The sequence below is a fragment of the Pseudomonas bharatica genome (assembly GCF_048586865.1).
GTDB lineage: Bacteria > Pseudomonadota > Gammaproteobacteria > Pseudomonadales > Pseudomonadaceae > Aquipseudomonas > Aquipseudomonas bharatica.
Map to the genome: position 1 here is coordinate 79,555 of NZ_JBMAWR010000021.1, position 17,169 is coordinate 96,723.

The following is a 17,169-nucleotide window of genomic DNA, read 5'->3' on the forward strand; positions in this document are numbered from 1 at the left end:
CCCTCAAGAACACCACATTAATCCGCTCCTGTAACAACCCCAACAACAGAAATTTCTCACCTGCAAACAGCACACACCCCTCGACGGGTTTCCGTGTTTTCGTGCATATTCGCTTCCCTGTGCGGTAAGCCATTCGCTTTCCGACGCTACGAGGCGATCTTCAATCGGTCGCCTTGCACCGCGAAGGAGCGGTGAAACACGGAATTTTCACCGCGCGATGTCGGTCAGACGTTCGCTATCAAGCCGTATCCGGCATGGGAAAGTGTGATTTCCCACAAGGTGCGACGCCTCCGGGCCGCTACTTATTGGCGCCAACTCATTAGTCTTTCGAACTTCGAATTAATGAAGTACGGCATGCCCGTGGGAGCTTTTCTTCACGGGTGTCAGTGTGATCTCGGTTTTGAGGAATTTTCTTTGGCAGTCACCAATCTGGATATGCACGCCCTGTTCGTGCTGGGAGATCTTCGCGGCAAGCTGGTCAAGCAATTCCAGTCGCCGTTCGTTTACATCACCGAGCAAAGCCCCGAGGGCCTGTACATGGCCGAGGTCGAGACCGCCGACGCGCTGGTGGTCGATGACAAGCAGCGCCTGGAACTGAAGGTCGGTGACCACTTCCGCGCCGCCGTCCTGCCAAGCCGCGAAGGCGGCAAGCTGGAAATCCGCTTCCGCGAAATCAAGCAGACCATCTACGGCTTGGGCGAATACGCCTTCGTCAGCGTTCCGGAAGGCGAGGGCATCGTCTTCCGTGAAGGGCGTGCGGTCATGATGGTGTTCGCGGCCCACGCGCGCATCAGCGAAGGGCTGTCCAAGACCCTCAAGGCGGCCACGGCCAAGGTTGCCAAGTGGCGCAAGGGCGAGCTGACCTTCAAGGCCAGCGAGTGAGTCGCCGCGAGTTCCATGAGCGCCATCAGGCTCGCGCCGAAGATCAGGCGCGGCAGTGGCTGGCACGGCGTGAGGAATTGCAGGAGCAGTGGCTGACCTGGGTCGCCGGGCAGCTTTACCAGCTCCAGCCCGCGCAATACGCGGCGATGGTCAGGCGCGAGCTGCAGCGCCTGACCGAGGGGCAGTGACGGGCGTCACTCCTGCTCGCGGCTGCTGACCTCGCCGGGCACGTCCTCGCCGGCCATGCGCTTGCGAAACAGCGCGGTGCGGGCCAGCAGGAGCGTGGTCACCGGCACGGTGATCGACAGCAGGATCGGAATCAGCCAGGCATGCAGCACCGGCGTCTCCTTCAGCGCGGAAAAATACAGGATCGAGGCCAGCGCCACGCACCAGGCACCGAGGGTCGAAGCCAGGGCAGGCGGGTGCATGCGCTGGAAGAAATCCTTCAGGCGCAGGATGCCGATGGCCCCGGTCAGGGCGAACAGGCTGCTGGTCAGGATCAGTGCGGCTACCACGATTTCCAGCCAGAACGGCAATACCGGAGCGGTCATTCGATCACCTCGCCGCGCAGAAGGAACTTGGCTAGGGCGAACGAGCCGACGAAGCCGAACAGGGCGATCAGCAGCGCACCCTCGAAATAGGTATCGCTGGCGTAGCGGATACCCAGCACCAGCATCATCAGCATTCCCAGCATGTACAGGTAGTCCAGGGCCAGCACCCGGTCCTGGGCCGACGGGCCGCGGAACACCCGGACCAGGGTCACGGCCATGGCGATGGTGAAGATGAACAGGCTGGCGATGATGGCATTGGCAAGCAGGCCGGTCATTCGAAGATCTCCATCAACGGGCGTTCATAGGTGTGCTTGAAGTGCTCGATGAAGCGGGCCTCGTCGTCCAGGTCGAACACATGCAGCAGCAGTACGCTGCGATCCAGGGCCAGTTCGGACCACACCGTACCGGGGATCACCGTGGTGATCATCGACAGTGCTGCCAGGCCATGGGCATCGCGCAGGTCCAGGGGAATATGCACGAAGCGCGAGCGCGGTGGCTTGCGGCCCATGCGCCAGACGCTGCGGAACACGTCAAGGTTGGACACCAGCACATCCAGGCCCACCCGCAGTACCAGGCGGATCACCGCCCCCGGATTGCGGATATGCGCGCTCAACGGGCGCAAGGGCCTCATCAGCAGCGGTGCGAGGATGCCCAGGAGCAGGCCGAGGATGATGTTGCCCGGGCTGATCGAAAGGTTCAGCACCAGCCACAGGACGAACAGGGCCAGGGACAGAAGCGGGGCGGGGAACAATCGTTTCATGGTTGAACCTGCCCGAGGCTTTCAAGGGTGGTGGGGCCTGGAATCGGCCGCGTACCGAGCACCGCTTCCACGTATACACCCGGATCCTTGAGGCTTGCGGCGGTATCCTGGGCGTAGCGCATCAAGGGTTCGGCCCACAGGCTGAGCACCACGCAAAGGCTGAGCAGGGCGACGATCGGCATGCATTCGTACAGGCGCAGCAACGGCGAGGGGCGCTCCTCCGGCTTCCAGAAGCGCTGCACGCCCAGGCGCACCAGGGCGATCAGCGAGGCCATGCCGGAAAGGATCAGCAAGGCCAGCAGCGCCCAGCCGCTGGCCGGCAGCGGCGCTTCGGCCGGCACGCCCATGCCCGAGGGGTTGAACAGGGCGGTGATCAGGCTGAACTTGCCGACGAAGCCGGACAGCGGCGGCATGCCGATGATCAGCAGCGCACAGGCGATAAAGCTGAAACCGAGGAAGGCCATGGTCCAGGGGATCACCTGGCCGACCACGGCCTTCTGCTCGTCATCGAGGTTGGTGCCCTTGGGTGGCTGCAGCGACTCCAGCGGCGACGGCATGGCATCGGCATCGTCGTCCAGCGGCAGCTCGTTGGCCGAACGCGAGCGTTCGATCAGCTCGGCCAGGAGGAACAGCGCGCACAGGGCCAGGGTCGAGCTGACCAGGTAGAACAGCGCCGCCGAAATCAGCGCGGTCTGGCCAAAACCGATCGCCGCCAGCAGGGTGCCGGCCGAGACCAGGATGCTCAGGCTGGCCATGCGCTCCAGGCGCTGCGCGGCAAGGATCGACACGGCCGCGCAGGCCAGGGTGGCGAGGCCGCCGTAGACCAGCCACTGTCCGCCGAAGAAGGCCGAGGCGCCGGCTTGCTCGGAGAACAACAGGGTCCACAGGCGCAGGACGGTGTAGAAGCCGACCTTGGTCATGATGGCGAACAACGCCGCCACCGGCGCGCTGGCCGAGGAGTAGGCCGGTACCAGCCAGAAATTCAGCGGCCAGATGCCGGCCTTGGCGAGGAAGGCGATGGCCAGGATCGCCGCGCCGGCATGCAGCAGGCCGCGATCGGCCTCAGGCACCTGGGGAATCTTCATCGCCAGGTCGGCCATGTTCAGGGTGCCGGTGACCCCGTAAAGCATGGCGGCGCCGATCAGGAACAGCGACGAGGCGAACAGGTTGATGGCGATGTAATGCAGGCCGGCCTTGACCCGCGAGCGCCCCGAACCGTGCAGCAGCAGGCCGTAGGACGCCGCCAGCAGCACCTCGAAGAACACGAACAGGTTGAACAGGTCGCCGGTGAGGAAGGCACCGTACAGGCCCATGAGCTGGATCTGGAACAGTGCGTGGAAGCTGGCGCCGGCGCGGTCCCAGCGGGCCAGGGCGAAGAGCAGGGCACTGGTGCCGACGACGCCGGTGAGCACCAGCATCAGCGCGGCCAGGCGATCCAGCACCAGGACGATGCCGAACGGCGCCGCCCAGTTGCCCGGCAAGTAGACACCGATGGAGGTGGCCTGGCCCTGGTCCCTGACCCACAGCAGCAAGGCAATCGCGATGCCCAGCCCGGTCAGGGTCGATAACAGGTTGATCCGCGCCTTCAGTGGCCGGCGTTTTTCCCCGAGCAACAGCAGCAGGGCTGCGGTCAGCAGCGGCAGGAGAATGGGCGCGACTATCAGTTGTTGCATCCCGCTCATTCCTTGGGCTCCCGTCCGTCGACATGGTCGGTACCGGTGAAACCGCGGGACGCCAGCAGTACCACGAGGAACAGCGCGGTCATGGCGAAACTGATGACGATCGCGGTCAGTACCAGGGCCTGGGGCAGCGGGTCGGTGTAGTTGAGCAGGTCCTGGGGCACGCCGTCCTTGATGATCGGCTCCTTGCCGATGAACAGGCTGCCCATGCTGAAGATGAACAGGTTGACCCCGTAGGACAGCAGGCACAGCCCCATGATCACCTGGTAGGTCCGTGGCCGCAGGATCAGCCAGACCCCGGAGGCGGCGAGAACGCCGATGGCGATCGCGATGACTTCTTCCATCAGGCGGCTCCCTCTGCTGTGGTGGATTTCGGTAGCGGCCGGTGCGCACGCACCGACTGGTGGGCGAGGGCGGTGAGGATCAGCAGGGTCGAGCCGACCACCACGGTGAACACCCCGACATCGAAGAACAGCGCACTGGCGATATGCAGGTCACCCAGCAGCGGCAGGTGCAGATGTGCGGTATGGGTAGTGAGGAACGGGTAGCCGAACAGCAGCGCACCGACACCGGTCAGGACTGCGCAGAGCAGCCCGGTGCCCATCCAGCGCAAGGGCCGCAGGCTCATCTGCGCCTCGACCCATTGGGTGCCGGCAACCATGTACTGGAGGATGAACGCCACCGACATCACCAGGCCGGCAACGAAACCGCCGCCCGGCTGGTTGTGGCCGCGCATGAACAGGTACATCGACACCAGCATGGCCATCGGCAGCACCAGGCGGGCGAGTACCGCCGGGACCATCATGAAGCCCAGGGCGGTGTCCTCGGCATGTCGCGGGTTGACCAGGTCGGTGACCATGTCGGGTGCCAGCGAGCGCTGCTGCGCCGGCAACTGGATGCTCTCGCGCGGCGGACGGAAACGTCGCAGCAGGGCGAAGACCGCCAGGGCCACGGCCACCAGCACGGTGATCTCGCCAAGGGTATCGAAGCCCCGGAAGTCCACCAGCATGACGTTGACCACGTTGGTCCCGCCGCCTTCCGGCAGGGCGCGGCTGAGGTAGAAGGAGGAGATGAAGTTGGGTGTCGGACGGGTCAGCATGGCGTACGACAGCACCGCCATGCCGCCGCCCACCAGCACCGCCAGGACCAGGTCGCGCAGACGCCGCAGGCGCGCCCGCTCCTGGGAGCCGGCAAGTGGCGACACGCCCTCGATCCGCCGTGGCAGCCAGCGCAGGCCGAGGAGGATCAGCACGGTGGTGACCACTTCGACTACCAACTGGGTCAGCGCCAGGTCCGGGGCGGAGAACCAGACGAAGGTAATGCAGGTCATCAGGCCGCAGACCCCGACCATGATCAGCGCAGCGAGACGGTGGTACTTGGCCTGCCAGGCGGCACCGATGGCGCAGGCAATGGCGATCAGCCAGAGCATGACGAACACCCCGGAGCCCGGGATCTTCGGCCGGTTGCCCCAGCTCAGGCCGTGGGCCAGCAGTGGCAGCATGCCCGCCACCAGGGCGGCGAGGACCAGCATGAACAGCTGCTTCTGCAGGCGCCGGGTAGTAAAGATCCGCTCGATGCCGCGGGCGGTACGCATCAGCAGGACCTGGCCGCGTTCGAACAGGCGCTTGCCGTTGAAACGCTCGATCAGCGGCGGATAAGTGAAGCGGCCCTGCTGGAACTGGCTGCGCAGGGCCAGATAGAGCAGCACCCCGCCGCACATGGCGATAAGGCTCATGATCAGGGGGGCGTTCCAGCCGTGCCAGACCGCCAGGCTGTACTCCGGCAGCTCGCCGCCGACAACCGGCAGGGCGGCGGCGGCCAGCAGCGGACCGACCGACTGCGCCGGGAAGACGCCGACCACCAGGCAGGTCAGTACCAGCAACTCGACCGGCGCGCGCATCCAGCGCGGTGGTTCGTGCGGGGTATGCGGCAGGTCGGTGGCGGTGGGGCCGAAGAACACGTCGACGGTGAAGCGCAGCGCGTAGGCGACGCTGAAGGTTCCGGCCAGCGTGGCGATCACCGGCAGGGTGGTCTCGACCCAGGCGGTGGAGGAGATGAACACGGTCTCGGCGAAGAACATCTCCTTGGACAGGAATCCGTTCATCAAGGGCACGCCGGCCATCGAGGCGCTGGCGACCATGGCCAGGGTCGCGGTGAACGGAATCAGGCGGAACAGGCCACTCAACTTGCGGATATCACGGGTACCGCTTTCATGGTCGATGATGCCCGCCGCCATGAACAGCGAAGCCTTGAAGGTGGCATGGTTGAGAATGTGGAACACCGCGGCCACCGCCGCCAGCGGGCTGTTCAGGCCCAGCAGCAAGGTGATCAGGCCGAGGTGGCTGATGGTCGAGTAGGCCAGCAGGCCCTTGAGGTCGTTCTGGAACATCGCCGCGTAGGCGCCGAGCAACAGGGTGCAGGCCCCGGCGCCGCCAACGATCCAGAACCACTCGTCGGTGCCGGACAGCACCGGCCACAGCCGCGCCAGAAGGAAGACCCCGGCCTTGACCATGGTTGCAGAGTGCAGGTAGGCGGACACCGGCGTGGGCGCTGCCATTGCGTGGGGCAGCCAGAAATGGAAGGGGAATTGCGCGCTCTTGCTCAGGGCACCGAGCAGGATCAGCGGCAGCAGCACCGGGTACAGGGCGTGGCCACGGATGACATCGCCGGCAGCCAGGACCTTGTCCAGGTCGTAGCTGCCGACCACATGGCCGAGCAGGATCACCCCGGCCAGCAGGCACAGGCCGCCGGCCCCGGTCACCATCAAGGCCATGTAGGCGCCGCGGCGGGCGTCGGCGCGATGATGCCAGTAGCCGATCAGCAGGAAGGAGAACAGGCTGGTCAGTTCCCAGAAGAACACGATCTGGATCAGGTTGCCGGAAATCACCAGGCCGAGCATCGCGCCCATGAAGGCCAGGAAGAAGGCGAAGAAGCGTGGCACAGGGTCCTGGGGCGACATGTAGTAGCGCGCATACAGCGACACCAGGGTGCCGATGCCCATCACCAGCAGCGAGAACAGCCAGGCGAAGCCGTCCATGCGCAGAACGATGTTGAGTCCCATGCTCGGCAGCCAGAGGATCTCCTCGCGGATCACCCCGCCATCGGCGATCTGCGGATACAGCATGGCCACCTGCACCGTGCCGATCAGGGCGACGATGCCGGCCAGCAGCGACTCCGAGTTGCGTGCGTTGTGCGGCAGCACACCGGCCACACAGCTCCCCACGAATGGCAGAAGCAGTAGAACTATCAAGGACATAGATATCTAATCTGCGGAAATTTGCAGGGAATCATACGTGCCGGTCCGGTGATCACCAACCGGCAAGCTGTCGCAGAATCCTACAAGAATTGTAAGAAAAAGCTTTTTTCTTATAACAGTTTCCGCAAGACGAGCGCGCTGTTTCCTTAAATACCGGTATCAGCTTCCTTCCCGTCGGCGGCACTTGTCGCCGGTTTATCTTCCTTGCGTCCGGGCCTGAGTTCGCTCACGATCACCGCGATTACGATCAGCAAACCGCCCAGCAGTGCGAGGCCGGGCAAACGATCACCGGCGATACGTCCGACAATCCCGGCCCAGACCGGTTCCCCCGCGTAGATCAGCGTAGCGCGGGTCGGCGAAACCGACTTCTGCGCCCAGTTCATCGCGACCTGGATAATCGCGCTCATGGCGCCCAGGCCGATGGCGGCGCCGAGCAACAGCCAGGAGAAGTCCGGCAGGCGCTCCTGGGTCGGCACCACCAGCATGAACGACAGGGCGGAGGCGGTAGCCAGCTGCACCACGGTGACACGGCGCACATCGACGCTGCCGGCGTAGTGGCCGATAAGGATGATTTCCGCAGCGATGGCCACGGCGCTGACCAGGGTGGCGACCTCCCCGGGGCTGAAATGCACCGCGCCGCCGCTTGGCCCGGCCAGCAGCATCAACCCGGTAAAAGCCAGGGCGATGCCGATGCTTGGCATCAGGCCGGGACGGCGGCCCAGCACCAGCCATTGCAGGATCGGTACGAAGGGCACGTAAAGCGCGGTGATGAAGGCCGACTGGCTGCTGCTGATGGTTTGCAGGCCCACGGTTTGCAGGCCGTAGCCGAGCATGATCGCGACACCGATGAGCACCCCTGCCTTTAGCTCGCGCAGGGTAAGGCCCGGCAGCGAGCGGAAGCAGAACAGTCCGACGAAGAAAGCGGCAGCAGCAAAACGCAGGCCGACGAAAAACATCGGGCCACTGACCGTCATCACCTTGTGCACGATCAGGAAAGTGCCACCCCAGAGCATGGTGATGAACACCAGCACCAGTTCCGCCTTGCTCAGGCGAAAGGTCGGGGAGGGACGCACGGAGGTATTGGTAGTCATGGCTTGCACGCGAGAAATGGAGGCACCGCACAGTGCGCGCGGCAAAAGTGGGCAGTATACTGCGCAAATTCTCTTCGGTGAGTACTTTCGGTGATTGCTTTCGGTGAATAGTTCAGTGGATAGAGATCCCAACCGTGCCTCGGTTCTCCAGCACGTCAGCCAGAACGTGCGGCGCCTGCGGCATGTCCGCGGCTTGAGCCAGAGTGCCCTGGCCGAGAACTCCGGCGTCAGCCGACGCATGCTGGTGGCTATCGAGGCCGGGGAAAAGAACGTCAGCCTGTCGACCCTCGACCTGATCGCCGAAGCCCTGGGCGTGGCGTTCGCCGACCTGATCAAGGCCGCGGACAACCGCGACTCCAGCCGCATCAACGAACTGGCCTGGGCCGGCGAGCATGCCGGCAGCAAGGCGGTGCTGCTGGCCAGCACTCCGGCCCGGCGCGAAGTCGAGCTGTGGGAGTGGCGCCTGGAGCCCGGCGAGTTCTACAAGACCAATGCCGACCCGGAAGGCTTCAGCGAGCAGATCTTCGTGTTCGAGGGCTGCCTGACCCTTTTGATCGACGACGAGGCGCGGGCGCTGGCTGCCGGCGAGTTTTTCACCTATGCCAGCAACCGCGCCCACGGCTATCGCAACGATGGCGCGGTGGCCACGCGCTTCGTGCGCAACGTGGTGATCTGACTCAGGCCTCGAGCCATTGCGCGGTGGAAATGACCCGGGCGTAGGCGAAAGCCAGCGAAGCCATGTAGGCCGCATGGGCCTGGGCCGCAGGGACGGTCACGCCATTGAACTCCAGGTCACGGGTGGCGCAGGCATCGTGCAGGACCGTGACCGTGTAGCCGAGGTCGGCGGCGGCACGCGTGGCAGCGTCGATGCACATATGACTCATGCTGCCGACCACGGTCAGTTCGCTGATGCGGTGTTCTTCCAGCAGGCCGGGCAGCGGGGTGTCGAGAAAAGCGTTGACCTTGTGCTTGAGCACTACCGGCTCATTGTCCCGGGGCGTCAGTTTCGCGTGGATCTTCGCGCCTTGCGAACCGGGAGCGAAGAAGGGCGCATCGGCGGATTCGAATTCATGCTTCACATAAATCACCAGGTCGCCCTGCGCCCGTGCCCTTTCCAGGGCTTTCGCCGCATTGTCGGCCGCAAGGTCGGCGTTGGCCAGGGGCCATTTGCCACCCGGGAAGTAATCGTTCTGGATATCGATGATGACCAGGGCTTTGCTGCTCATGTGGTTTCCTCGTTGATGGCAGTGGTGGGGCCGTGGCTGATAGTTATAGGCTTGCCCGGCGCCGTTGCGGATTGGCGCGACCGACAATTTCACGGGAAAAACTGACAATGAGCCGGGACGGCAAAATCATCGAGATCGGCATCCTGGTCTATCCCGGGGCGCAGTTGGCGGCTGTGCACGGGCTGACCGATCTGTTCAGCGTGGCCAATCGTCTGGCGGCCGACCTGGGCCTTGCACAGCGTGCGCCGCTGCGGGTCTGCCACTGGCAGGAGGATGCAGAAGGCGCACTGGTGGTGAGCCATGACAGCCACCTGCTGCCCGGCCATCAGCTGCGGGTGATGATCGTGCCTCCCAGCCTGACCCAGGAACCGACCGCTGAACTGCTCGAGCGCTACCGCGAGCAGTTGCGCAACTGGCACGGCGATGGCGCCCTGCTGGCGTCGATCTGCGTCGGGGTATTCTTTATTGCCGCCAGCGGTGTGCTGGACGGACGTTCAGCCACTACGCACTGGAACTTTGCCCAATCCCTGGCCGAGCGCTTCCCGCGGATAAAGGTCGAGGCCAACCTGCCGCTGCTGGAAGACGGTGACGTGATCACCAGCGCCGGGTTGATGGCCTGGACCGAGGTTGGCTTGAAACTGGTGGAGCGCTACCTCGGGCCAACCCTGGCCGCGGAAACCGCACGCTTTCTGGCGGTGGAACCGGTGCGGATCAAGCCAGCCGGGAGTACTTTCAGCCCGCGCCTGGATCATGGCGACGAAGCGGTGCTCAAGGTCCAGCACTGGTTGCAGAGCACCGGCGCACGGGAAGTCAGCGTGGCGGTCATGGCCGATTGCGCCGGGCTCGAAGAGCGTACGTTCCTGCGCCGCTTTCGCAGCGCCACCGGACTGAAACCCACCGAGTACTGCCAGCAGGTCAGGGTGGGCCGTGCCTGCCGGATGCTGGAATTCACCCGGCGCAGCATCGACCAGATCGCCTGGGGCGTGGGCTACCAGGACCCAGGCGCGTTTCGCAAGGTGTTCCATAAGGTCACGGGACTGGCGCCAAGTGATTACCGGCGGCGTGTTACGCAGGCCGGGCGATGTCAGGAATACCAGGGCGAGTGATGCGGATAACGGTCCAGCCGCGCCCCGATCACCATTTCGCTGATCCAGGCCGTCAACAACGCACTGTAGGCCTTCTGGCTCCGGTCACTGGAGAGCGCATGATCGGCACCGTCGACGATCCGGTGCGTCAGCGAATGAGCGCAGACGAACGCCGAGCGATAGCTCATCAAGGTGGTGTGTGGCACATAGTCATCGGTTTCCGACTCCACCAGCAGGACGTCCCCGGCGAATTCTGCGCAGGCAGCCAGGGCGCGGTTGTCGCCAGGGCCCAGGGTCATCAGCCGGTATTGCGACAGGCGTTGCCGATCGAGCGCCTGCTTCGGCAGGCTCCATTCATCGTCCCAGTACAGCGCCGGAACCCGTAGCGCCAGCCATTTCACCGGTCGCTGGCGGGTCAGCAGGGTGGCCAGGTAACCACCGTAGCTGCTGCCGATCACCGCGATCGAGCTGGTATCCACCGCCGGGTGGCTGACCAGCTTGTCGTAGGCTGCCAGAAGGTCGGCCAGGTTTTGCTCGCGGGTTACGCTGCGCCGCTGGCTTTCGGTCTTCTCATGGCCGCGCAGATCGAAGGTCATGCACACGCAGCCCAGCCCGGTGATGTGCTTGGCGCGCGCCAGGTCCCGCTGCTGGCTGCCACCCCAGCCGTGCACGAAGAGAATCCCGGGGACCTTGGGGCTCGGGCTGAGCAGGGTACCGGCGATGGTTTCGCCGTCGACGGGAATGTCCAGGCTTTCGCTATGGATGGTCATAGTCGCGGATCCTCGCGTATTTGCAGATTCGTCCGACTTCAAGGTCGTCCCCCTGATAGAAAAGCGTGGCGTCCCCGGGCAGCACGGCATCACCGAACACTTCATGGGTGGAGGCGCGTACGCGCTGTAGCGCCGGGTCATCGGCGAAGGCGCGCAGGGCCAGCAGTTCGGCGCTGCTGGCGCCGCCGATGCGCCAGGATTGTTCGAGTACACCACTGCGCACATGGCCCGCGGCGGTCAGGCCGCGCGCGACGTCGTAGTTGCGGCGGGAGGCAAGAAAGCCTGGAAAGCTGGCGATGGCGGCCTGCTCATAGGCCTGCGCCTGGGTGATCGCCAGGCGCAGGGGCTGGTCCAGTTCAAGTTGCAGCAGGCGCTCGTAATCGCCGCGTACCACAACCAGGTCCGATCCGCCGTAGACCGATTCGCCCTGATGATCAAGGGTGCAATGCTGGACGCCGTAATAGCTGCTAACGATCCCGGCGACTTGTACCTGGCCGACACTGAAGGTTTCGACATCCGTCAGGTTTTCTTCGAGCACCAGCCCCCAGAGGGCAAGTTCGTCGTTGTCCAGTTGGCTCAGTTCGGGTTCCAGCTCGGCTGCACTTGCAATCACTTTCTGCCCGCGGCCGGCCGTTGCGCGTACCGGTTTGAGTCGCAAGGGACCATCGCGCAGCAGCAGCGTGGCGGCGGCCCTGGCATCGGCGATGCTGAACACCGTGTAGCCCTTGAGCAGCGCCCTGCCTGCCTGACGGGCGAACTCGTCGGTCCAACCGTTGGGATACTGTGCGCCGGCGGGCAACGGATGGGAGATGGCCTTCGTCGCCATGTACGGATGGGCTACCAGGCCACCGAAGAAATCGTCGGTCGAGCGGATGCCCAGTTGTCCATAACGGCGAGGGTCGATCAGGGTCGCGGTGGGCAGGTAGTAGAGATCCTCTTCCTCGTCCGTGGGCGATGCAACCACTTCGGTATGCAGGAGGGCGGCCAGATGCTCGGCCAATTTACGGTGTACGGCACGTTCATGCTCTGGCGTGCGTTCCCGGGTATCGAGCAATAGCACGCCGTGCTTGCGGTCGGTCCGGCGGGGCATGGCGGATGCTCCAGTCAGCGTAGATATTTGTTCTGAAGGCCTGGATGGTCGAGAAGTTCACTGGGTAAAGAGGTATGAAATTATGGTTATATAAATATGAAAATTGATAATTATTGGTTCTATGTAGTTTGAGGCACTATCGCTGGACAGGATTCGGAAAGCACGACGCTTTCCGGGGCGACAACTGCAAGAGAGCCTTGAACCATGGAAAAACTGCCGCTGTATTTCGACTATGCCGCCACGACACCCGTCGACGAGCGAGTCATCGACGTGATGGTCAAGTGCCTGGGTGTGTCCGGTACGTTCGGCAATCCCGCTTCGAGTTCACATCGCTACGGTCAGCAGGCGCGCGAAGCCGTGGAGCTGGCGCGCTTGCAGGTAGCAACGCTGATCGGCGCACGTCCCGAGCAGCTTGTGTGGACCTCCGGCGCGACCGAGTCGAACAATCTCGCCATCAAGGGGTTGGCTCAAGGACGGCAGGGCGGTCACATCGTTACCAGTTGCATCGAGCACAAGGCGGTGCTGGATACCGCGCGGCAGTTGCAGGACGCGGGTTTCGAGGTCACTTACCTGAAGCCGGATGGCAAAGGGCTGATCACGCCGCAGGCGGTAGCCGCTGCTCTGCGCCCTGATACGTTCCTGGTGTCCCTGATGCTGGTGAACAATGAGCTCGGTACGCTCAATGATGTCGAGCGCATCGGTGAGGTGGTACGAGAGTGGGGTGCATTGCTGCATGTCGATTGCGCACAGGCGGCGGGCAAGGTCGGGATCGATCTGGCGCGGTGGCCGGTGGACCTGGCTTCGTTTTCCGCACACAAGGTCTATGGGCCCAAGGGAATCGGTGCGCTGTATGTCGGCGAGCGGGCTCGTACACTGCTGCAGGCGCAGATGCATGGTGGCGGTCACGAAGGCGGGCTGCGCTCCGGGACGCTGGCGACCCACCAGATCGCCGCGATGGGGGCGGCCTTTGCCCTGGCTGGTGAAGTGCAGCGAGAAGAGCTGGATCGCATCCGATGTTTGCGTGAGCGGCTTCTTACAAGGCTGCGGGATATTTCCGGCTTACTGGTAAACGGCAGCCTCGAACAGTCCATTCCCCACACCCTCAGCCTGACCTTTGGCGGCGACTCGCTGGATCTATCCGAACTGGCGAAAACCCTGGCATTTTCTTCCACGTCGGCCTGCAATTCCGGGAGTTCAGCACCCTCCCATGTGTTGCTGGCATTGGGGCATGATGCCTATCTGGCGGGACAGACCATACGCTTGAGCCTGGGGCGTTTCACCCGCGTGTCGGACGTTGATCAGGCTGTAGCGGCCATCCATGCAGCGCTGCATCCTGCGCCCTTCTGGGGTGTTGCCCGGGGCTGAGCCCTGCTCCATTATCAGCGGCCTGGAATACAGGCCGTAGTGATGAAAGGAGCGAGCATGAACAGTCAACCGACACCGCAGGATGCGGTCAGGGCGCGCGTGGCGCAGATGCGCCAGGTGATGCGCAACGAAGGGGTCGATGCACTGCTGGTGCCTTCTGCCGATCCCCATCTTTCCGAATACCTGCCGGGATACTGGCAGGGCCGCAAATGGCTGTCCGGATTTCAGGGGTCGGTCGGAACCTTGGTGCTGACCGCCGACTTTGCCGGGCTGTGGGCCGATAGCCGCTATTGGGAGCAGGCCACCCAGGAACTGGCCGGTACCGGGATCGAACTGGTCAAGCTGCAACCTGGCAGGCCGGGGCCGCTGGAATGGCTGGCGGACAACACCCCGGCCAACGGTGCGGTGGCCGCAGACGGTGCAGTCATGGCGTTGGCGTCTGCTCGGCAATTGCAAGAGCGCCTGCAGGCGCGCAAGGTTCGCTTGCTGCTGGACAAGGATCTGCTGGGACAGATCTGGCCGGACCGTCCGGCGTTGCCGGCCAGTCCGGTGTATGCACATTTGCCACCCTATGCCTCGCAGGGGCGTCGCGAGAAGCTGGCCGCCTTGCGCCAGACGCTGGCCGAGCGAGGCGCCGACTGGCATTTCCTCGCCACCCTCGACGATATCGCCTGGTTGTTCAATCTGCGCGGTAGCGATGTTTCCTACAACCCGGTATTCGTTTCCTTCGCCCTGATCGGCCAGGAGGCTGCGATTCTGTTCGTCGCCCAGAGCAAGGTGGATGCGGCGCTGCGCGACATGCTTGCCGCCGATGGGGTCGAATTGCGTGATTACAGCGAGGTTGCCGCCGGTCTTGCCGGGATCGCGGCGGACAGCCGGGTGTTGCTGGATCCGGCAAAGGTGACCAGTGGTCTTCTGGCCAATCTGCGTGAGGGCGTGCGGTTGGTCGAAGGTATCAACCCTACGACCCTGGCCAAGTCGCGCAAGAGCGATGCGGACCTCGCGCATATCCGCCGAACCATGGAGCATGACGGCGCTGCGCTGTGCGAGTTCTTCGCATGGCTCGAGACGGCCCAGGGACGCGAGGTGGTCACCGAAGTCGATATCGATGTGCAACTGACGGCGGCGCGTGCCCGGCGTCCGGATTTCGTCTGCCTGAGTTTTGCCACCATCGCGGCGTTCAACGCCAATGGCGCGATGCCGCATTACCATGCCACCCCGGAGGCTTTCGCACGGATCGAAGGCGATGGCCTGCTTCTGATCGACTCGGGCGGGCAGTATCTTGGCGGAACCACCGATATCACCCGCATGGTGCCGATCGGTACCCCGAGCCATGAGCAGAAACTGGACTGCACCCGTGTGCTCAAGGGCATGATCGCCCTATCGCGGGCCCGGTTTCCCCGAGGCATTCCCTCGCCGCTACTGGATGCGATCGCGCGCGCGCCGTTGTGGGCTGAACATATCGATTACGGGCACGGCACCGGGCACGGGGTCGGCTACTTCATGAATGTCCACGAAGGACCGCAGAGCATTGCCTATCAGGCCGCCGTAACGCCTCACACGGCGATGCAGGCCGGTATGATTACCTCGATCGAGCCCGGAACCTATCGTCCCGGGCAGTGGGGCGTGCGCATCGAGAACCTGGTGATAAACCGGGAGTCGGGCAAGAGCGCGTTTGGCGATTTCCTGGAATTCGAAACCTTGACGCTGTGTCCGATCGACACCCGTTGCCTGTTGATCGACCAGCTTGGCAGCGAGGATGCCGCGTGGCTCGACGCCTACCATGCCGAGGTTCGTCGACGTCTGGGACCGCTGCTCGACGGTGCTGCTCTGCAATGGTTGCACGAAAGAACCCGGGCTATCGGTTGAGTGAAGCAATAAAGGCAAAGGGCAACCTTCTGGTTGCCCTTTCTTATTTACAGATGACGATCATGCTGCGGCTGGTATAGCCGGCAGGGTTGATGCCGAATGGATAATCTCCCGGCTCTTCGTCGTTGTCCCCGGATCTGGCAATCACCTTGTAGCCTTTCGTGCCACAGGAGGTTTCCGCCTTGCTGTAGCACTTGTTCCAGGAAGAGGAAAGGCCGGAGCAGTTGATGTGCAGCCCTTTCTTGCCACGCTTGACCTGATCCTTCGCGGTTGCTGCGCAACCTGCGACTGCGAGGATAGCTAGTATGAGCAGAATTCGTTTCATTCCTGTCCTTAACGCTGCGCGGGTCTGTGCCCGTGTTCGTTCCAGTTGCACCTTCCTGATGCTCGTTCGTCCCTGCGTCGAGTGAAAAATTCAAAATATGACACAGGGCACAGTTAAACAGGCCCGATTGGCTCGCACAATCATTTGCGGCCATTCGAATGAAAGTATTTCTCAATCAGTCTGCTGCCACCGGTGGAGGAACGTCCTTGCGCATCGACAGGGTTGCGCCTACCGATGCCGTAATGATCGCACCGATCGCCAGCCACTGGGACAGGCTGAGTACTTCGCTGAGGAAAACCAGACCGCACAGAGCGCCAATAGCGGGTTCGATGCTCATCAGGGTGCCGAACGTGCGCGCCGGCAGGCGAGTCAGTGCGACCATTTCCAGGCTGTAGGGCAGGGCGGTGGAGAGAATCGCTACGCCGAGGGCGACAGGGATCAGCGCCGGATCGAGCAAGGCGCTGCCTGCCTTGACGATGCCGATAGGAGCCACGAACAGCGCGGCAATCACCACTCCGAGCGCTGCGGTCTGGATTCCGTTCTCGGCCCCGGCCTTTTGTCCGTAAAGAATGTACAGCGCCCAGCAGAGCCCTGCGCCCAATGCGAATCCGACACCGGTGAGGTCCAGGCTTGCCCCGGTTTCACCAACCGGGATTAATAGCAACAGACCGATGACCGCCAGGCCGATCCAGAGGAAGTCCACCGGGCGTCGCGAAGCATACAGCGCCACCGCCAGCGGCCCGGTGAACTCCAGGGCAACGGCAATGCCCAGCGGAACCGTCTGCAGCGACATATAAAAGAGGAAGTTCATCCCGCCCAGGGATGCTCCGTAGATGATCACGCTTTTCAGAGTGCTCGCGCTCAGCTTCGCCCGCCATGGTCGCAGCAACAGCAGCATGATCACGCTGGCGAACAGCAAGCGCAGGGTCGTGGTACCTTCCGGGCCGATCAGAGGAAACATGCTTTTGGCCAGCGATGCACCGGACTGGATCGAAGCCATGGCAATGAGCAGTACGCCGACGGGGAACAAGGTAGCGGCTAGGCTGCGGGTCTGGGTGTTCATCGAGGCAGGGCGTTCCTTAATAGTAAAAGGTACGAACATTCGTACCGGCTGCCTATGATGCTAAACACCCCTGGCGATGAGCAATATATTGCGCAGTTTTCTTTTTCGCTGTGCGTTTCAAATTAAAGCTTGACGCTGGATTCAATCTCTCTATTCA

General features: G+C 63.4%; 18 protein-coding genes. 6 read left to right on the forward strand and 12 right to left on the reverse strand.

The features are described from left to right. Nucleotides 1-414: 414 nt before the first annotated feature. Both ACKLLE_RS21005 and ACKLLE_RS21010 read left to right on the forward strand, forming a co-directional pair. Nucleotides 415-882 (forward strand): hypothetical protein, encoded by a 468-nt coding sequence (locus ACKLLE_RS21005; protein ID WP_420058967.1) that lies wholly within the window; start codon nucleotides 415-417, stop codon nucleotides 880-882. Continuing rightward, nucleotides 879-1,070 (forward strand): hypothetical protein, encoded by a 192-nt coding sequence (locus ACKLLE_RS21010; protein WP_420058968.1) that lies wholly within the window; start codon nucleotides 879-881, stop codon nucleotides 1,068-1,070. The genes ACKLLE_RS21005 and ACKLLE_RS21010 overlap by 4 nt, the downstream gene beginning before the upstream one ends. 6 nt (nucleotides 1,071-1,076) lie before the next feature. On the opposite strand, the gene ACKLLE_RS21015 is transcribed toward ACKLLE_RS21010, so the two are convergent. The 7 genes from ACKLLE_RS21015 to ACKLLE_RS21045 all read right to left on the reverse strand — a co-directional run bounded on the left by ACKLLE_RS21015 (nucleotide 1,077) and on the right by ACKLLE_RS21045 (nucleotide 8,219). Continuing rightward, complete coding sequence (locus ACKLLE_RS21015) at nucleotides 1,077-1,433, reverse strand: Na+/H+ antiporter subunit G (RefSeq protein WP_009394675.1); 357 nt, start codon at nucleotides 1,431-1,433, stop codon at nucleotides 1,077-1,079. After that, nucleotides 1,430-1,708: a K+/H+ antiporter subunit F gene (locus tag ACKLLE_RS21020; protein ID WP_009394676.1), complete on the reverse strand. Its 279-nt coding sequence runs from the start codon at nucleotides 1,706-1,708 to the stop codon at nucleotides 1,430-1,432. The genes ACKLLE_RS21015 and ACKLLE_RS21020 overlap by 4 nt, the downstream gene beginning before the upstream one ends. Beyond that, a complete protein-coding gene (locus ACKLLE_RS21025; protein ID WP_420058969.1) occupies nucleotides 1,705-2,193 on the reverse strand; it encodes a Na+/H+ antiporter subunit E in 489 nt (162 codons plus the stop codon). Before ACKLLE_RS21025 ends, ACKLLE_RS21020 begins: the two co-directional genes overlap by 4 nt. Beyond that, the gene (locus ACKLLE_RS21030; protein ID WP_420058970.1) at nucleotides 2,190-3,875 is read right to left on the reverse strand and encodes a monovalent cation/H+ antiporter subunit D; all 1,686 of its coding nucleotides are present in this window, start codon (nucleotides 3,873-3,875) and stop codon (nucleotides 2,190-2,192) included. Before ACKLLE_RS21030 ends, ACKLLE_RS21025 begins: the two co-directional genes overlap by 4 nt. Then, on the reverse strand, nucleotides 3,872-4,216 hold the full coding sequence (locus ACKLLE_RS21035; protein ID WP_009394682.1) for a Na+/H+ antiporter subunit C: 345 nt from the start codon (nucleotides 4,214-4,216) through the stop codon (nucleotides 3,872-3,874). Before ACKLLE_RS21035 ends, ACKLLE_RS21030 begins: the two co-directional genes overlap by 4 nt. Continuing rightward, nucleotides 4,216-7,128, reverse strand: a complete 2,913-nt coding sequence (locus ACKLLE_RS21040; protein WP_420058971.1) for a monovalent cation/H+ antiporter subunit A — start codon at nucleotides 7,126-7,128, stop codon at nucleotides 4,216-4,218. Before ACKLLE_RS21040 ends, ACKLLE_RS21035 begins: the two co-directional genes overlap by 1 nt. A 146-nt stretch (nucleotides 7,129-7,274) precedes the next feature. After that, complete coding sequence (locus ACKLLE_RS21045; protein ID WP_420058972.1) at nucleotides 7,275-8,219, reverse strand: DMT family transporter; 945 nt, start codon at nucleotides 8,217-8,219, stop codon at nucleotides 7,275-7,277. Between the two features lie 115 nt (nucleotides 8,220-8,334). Here ACKLLE_RS21045 and ACKLLE_RS21050 point away from each other — a divergent pair, with 115 nt between their 5' ends. Continuing rightward, nucleotides 8,335-8,895, forward strand: a complete 561-nt coding sequence (locus tag ACKLLE_RS21050; RefSeq protein ID WP_420058973.1) for a helix-turn-helix domain-containing protein — start codon at nucleotides 8,335-8,337, stop codon at nucleotides 8,893-8,895. 1 nt (nucleotide 8,896) lies between these two features. On the opposite strand, the gene ACKLLE_RS21055 is transcribed toward ACKLLE_RS21050, so the two are convergent. Then, nucleotides 8,897-9,445 carry a cysteine hydrolase family protein gene (locus tag ACKLLE_RS21055; RefSeq protein WP_420058974.1) on the reverse strand — a complete coding sequence of 183 codons (549 nt, stop codon included), beginning with the start codon at nucleotides 9,443-9,445 and terminating at the stop codon, nucleotides 8,897-8,899. Nucleotides 9,446-9,552: 107 nt separating this feature from the next. Here ACKLLE_RS21055 and ACKLLE_RS21060 point away from each other — a divergent pair, with 107 nt between their 5' ends. Then, nucleotides 9,553-10,551, forward strand: a complete 999-nt coding sequence (locus ACKLLE_RS21060; RefSeq protein WP_420058975.1) for a GlxA family transcriptional regulator — start codon at nucleotides 9,553-9,555, stop codon at nucleotides 10,549-10,551. Here the strand turns inward: ACKLLE_RS21060 and ACKLLE_RS21065 are convergent. Together ACKLLE_RS21065 and ACKLLE_RS21070 are read right to left on the reverse strand one after the other, a co-directional pair. Further along, nucleotides 10,530-11,300 carry an alpha/beta hydrolase family protein gene (locus ACKLLE_RS21065; RefSeq protein ID WP_009394690.1) on the reverse strand — a complete coding sequence of 257 codons (771 nt, stop codon included), beginning with the start codon at nucleotides 11,298-11,300 and terminating at the stop codon, nucleotides 10,530-10,532. The two genes, ACKLLE_RS21060 and ACKLLE_RS21065, sit on opposite strands and share 22 nt — an antisense overlap. After that, the gene (locus ACKLLE_RS21070; RefSeq protein ID WP_420058976.1) at nucleotides 11,287-12,390 is read right to left on the reverse strand and encodes a DUF3182 family protein; all 1,104 of its coding nucleotides are present in this window, start codon (nucleotides 12,388-12,390) and stop codon (nucleotides 11,287-11,289) included. Before ACKLLE_RS21070 ends, ACKLLE_RS21065 begins: the two co-directional genes overlap by 14 nt. Nucleotides 12,391-12,594: 204 nt before the next feature. Here ACKLLE_RS21070 and ACKLLE_RS21075 point away from each other — a divergent pair, with 204 nt between their 5' ends. Continuing rightward, nucleotides 12,595-13,755 carry an aminotransferase class V-fold PLP-dependent enzyme gene (locus tag ACKLLE_RS21075; RefSeq protein ID WP_420058977.1) on the forward strand — a complete coding sequence of 387 codons (1,161 nt, stop codon included), beginning with the start codon at nucleotides 12,595-12,597 and terminating at the stop codon, nucleotides 13,753-13,755. Nucleotides 13,756-13,812: 57 nt separating this feature from the next. Beyond that, nucleotides 13,813-15,624, forward strand: coding sequence for an aminopeptidase P family protein (locus tag ACKLLE_RS21080; protein WP_420058978.1), 1,812 nt, complete (start codon nucleotides 13,813-13,815; stop codon nucleotides 15,622-15,624). A gap of 43 nt (nucleotides 15,625-15,667) precedes the next feature. Here ACKLLE_RS21080 and ACKLLE_RS21085 read toward each other — a convergent pair whose 3' ends face one another. Both ACKLLE_RS21085 and rhtA read right to left on the reverse strand, forming a co-directional pair. Then, on the reverse strand, nucleotides 15,668-15,949 hold the full coding sequence (locus tag ACKLLE_RS21085) for a hypothetical protein (RefSeq protein WP_064303826.1): 282 nt from the start codon (nucleotides 15,947-15,949) through the stop codon (nucleotides 15,668-15,670). 175 nt (nucleotides 15,950-16,124) lie between these two features. Continuing rightward, nucleotides 16,125-17,012 carry a threonine/homoserine exporter RhtA gene (rhtA, locus tag ACKLLE_RS21090; protein ID WP_064303825.1) on the reverse strand — a complete coding sequence of 296 codons (888 nt, stop codon included), beginning with the start codon at nucleotides 17,010-17,012 and terminating at the stop codon, nucleotides 16,125-16,127. Nucleotides 17,013-17,169 lie beyond the last annotated feature (157 nt).

Coding starts and splice junctions, on each gene's coding strand:
- ACKLLE_RS21065 (WP_009394690.1), bottom strand. CDS start 11,300: ATGACCATCCATAGCGAAAGCCTGGACATTCCCGTCGACGGCGAAACC.
- rhtA (WP_064303825.1), bottom strand. CDS start 17,012: ATGAACACCCAGACCCGCAGCCTAGCCGCTACCTTGTTCCCCGTCGGC.
- ACKLLE_RS21035 (WP_009394682.1), bottom strand. CDS start 4,216: ATGGAAGAAGTCATCGCGATCGCCATCGGCGTTCTCGCCGCCTCCGGG.
- ACKLLE_RS21055 (WP_420058974.1), bottom strand. CDS start 9,445: ATGAGCAGCAAAGCCCTGGTCATCATCGATATCCAGAACGATTACTTC.
- ACKLLE_RS21030 (WP_420058970.1), bottom strand. CDS start 3,875: ATGAGCGGGATGCAACAACTGATAGTCGCGCCCATTCTCCTGCCGCTG.
- ACKLLE_RS21075 (WP_420058977.1), top strand. CDS start 12,595: ATGGAAAAACTGCCGCTGTATTTCGACTATGCCGCCACGACACCCGTC.
- ACKLLE_RS21045 (WP_420058972.1), bottom strand. CDS start 8,219: ATGACTACCAATACCTCCGTGCGTCCCTCCCCGACCTTTCGCCTGAGC.
- ACKLLE_RS21040 (WP_420058971.1), bottom strand. CDS start 7,128: ATGTCCTTGATAGTTCTACTGCTTCTGCCATTCGTGGGGAGCTGTGTG.
- ACKLLE_RS21085 (WP_064303826.1), bottom strand. CDS start 15,949: ATGAAACGAATTCTGCTCATACTAGCTATCCTCGCAGTCGCAGGTTGC.
- ACKLLE_RS21060 (WP_420058975.1), top strand. CDS start 9,553: ATGAGCCGGGACGGCAAAATCATCGAGATCGGCATCCTGGTCTATCCC.
- ACKLLE_RS21020 (WP_009394676.1), bottom strand. CDS start 1,708: ATGACCGGCCTGCTTGCCAATGCCATCATCGCCAGCCTGTTCATCTTC.
- ACKLLE_RS21080 (WP_420058978.1), top strand. CDS start 13,813: ATGAACAGTCAACCGACACCGCAGGATGCGGTCAGGGCGCGCGTGGCG.
- ACKLLE_RS21025 (WP_420058969.1), bottom strand. CDS start 2,193: ATGAAACGATTGTTCCCCGCCCCGCTTCTGTCCCTGGCCCTGTTCGTC.
- ACKLLE_RS21015 (WP_009394675.1), bottom strand. CDS start 1,433: ATGACCGCTCCGGTATTGCCGTTCTGGCTGGAAATCGTGGTAGCCGCA.
- ACKLLE_RS21070 (WP_420058976.1), bottom strand. CDS start 12,390: ATGCCCCGCCGGACCGACCGCAAGCACGGCGTGCTATTGCTCGATACC.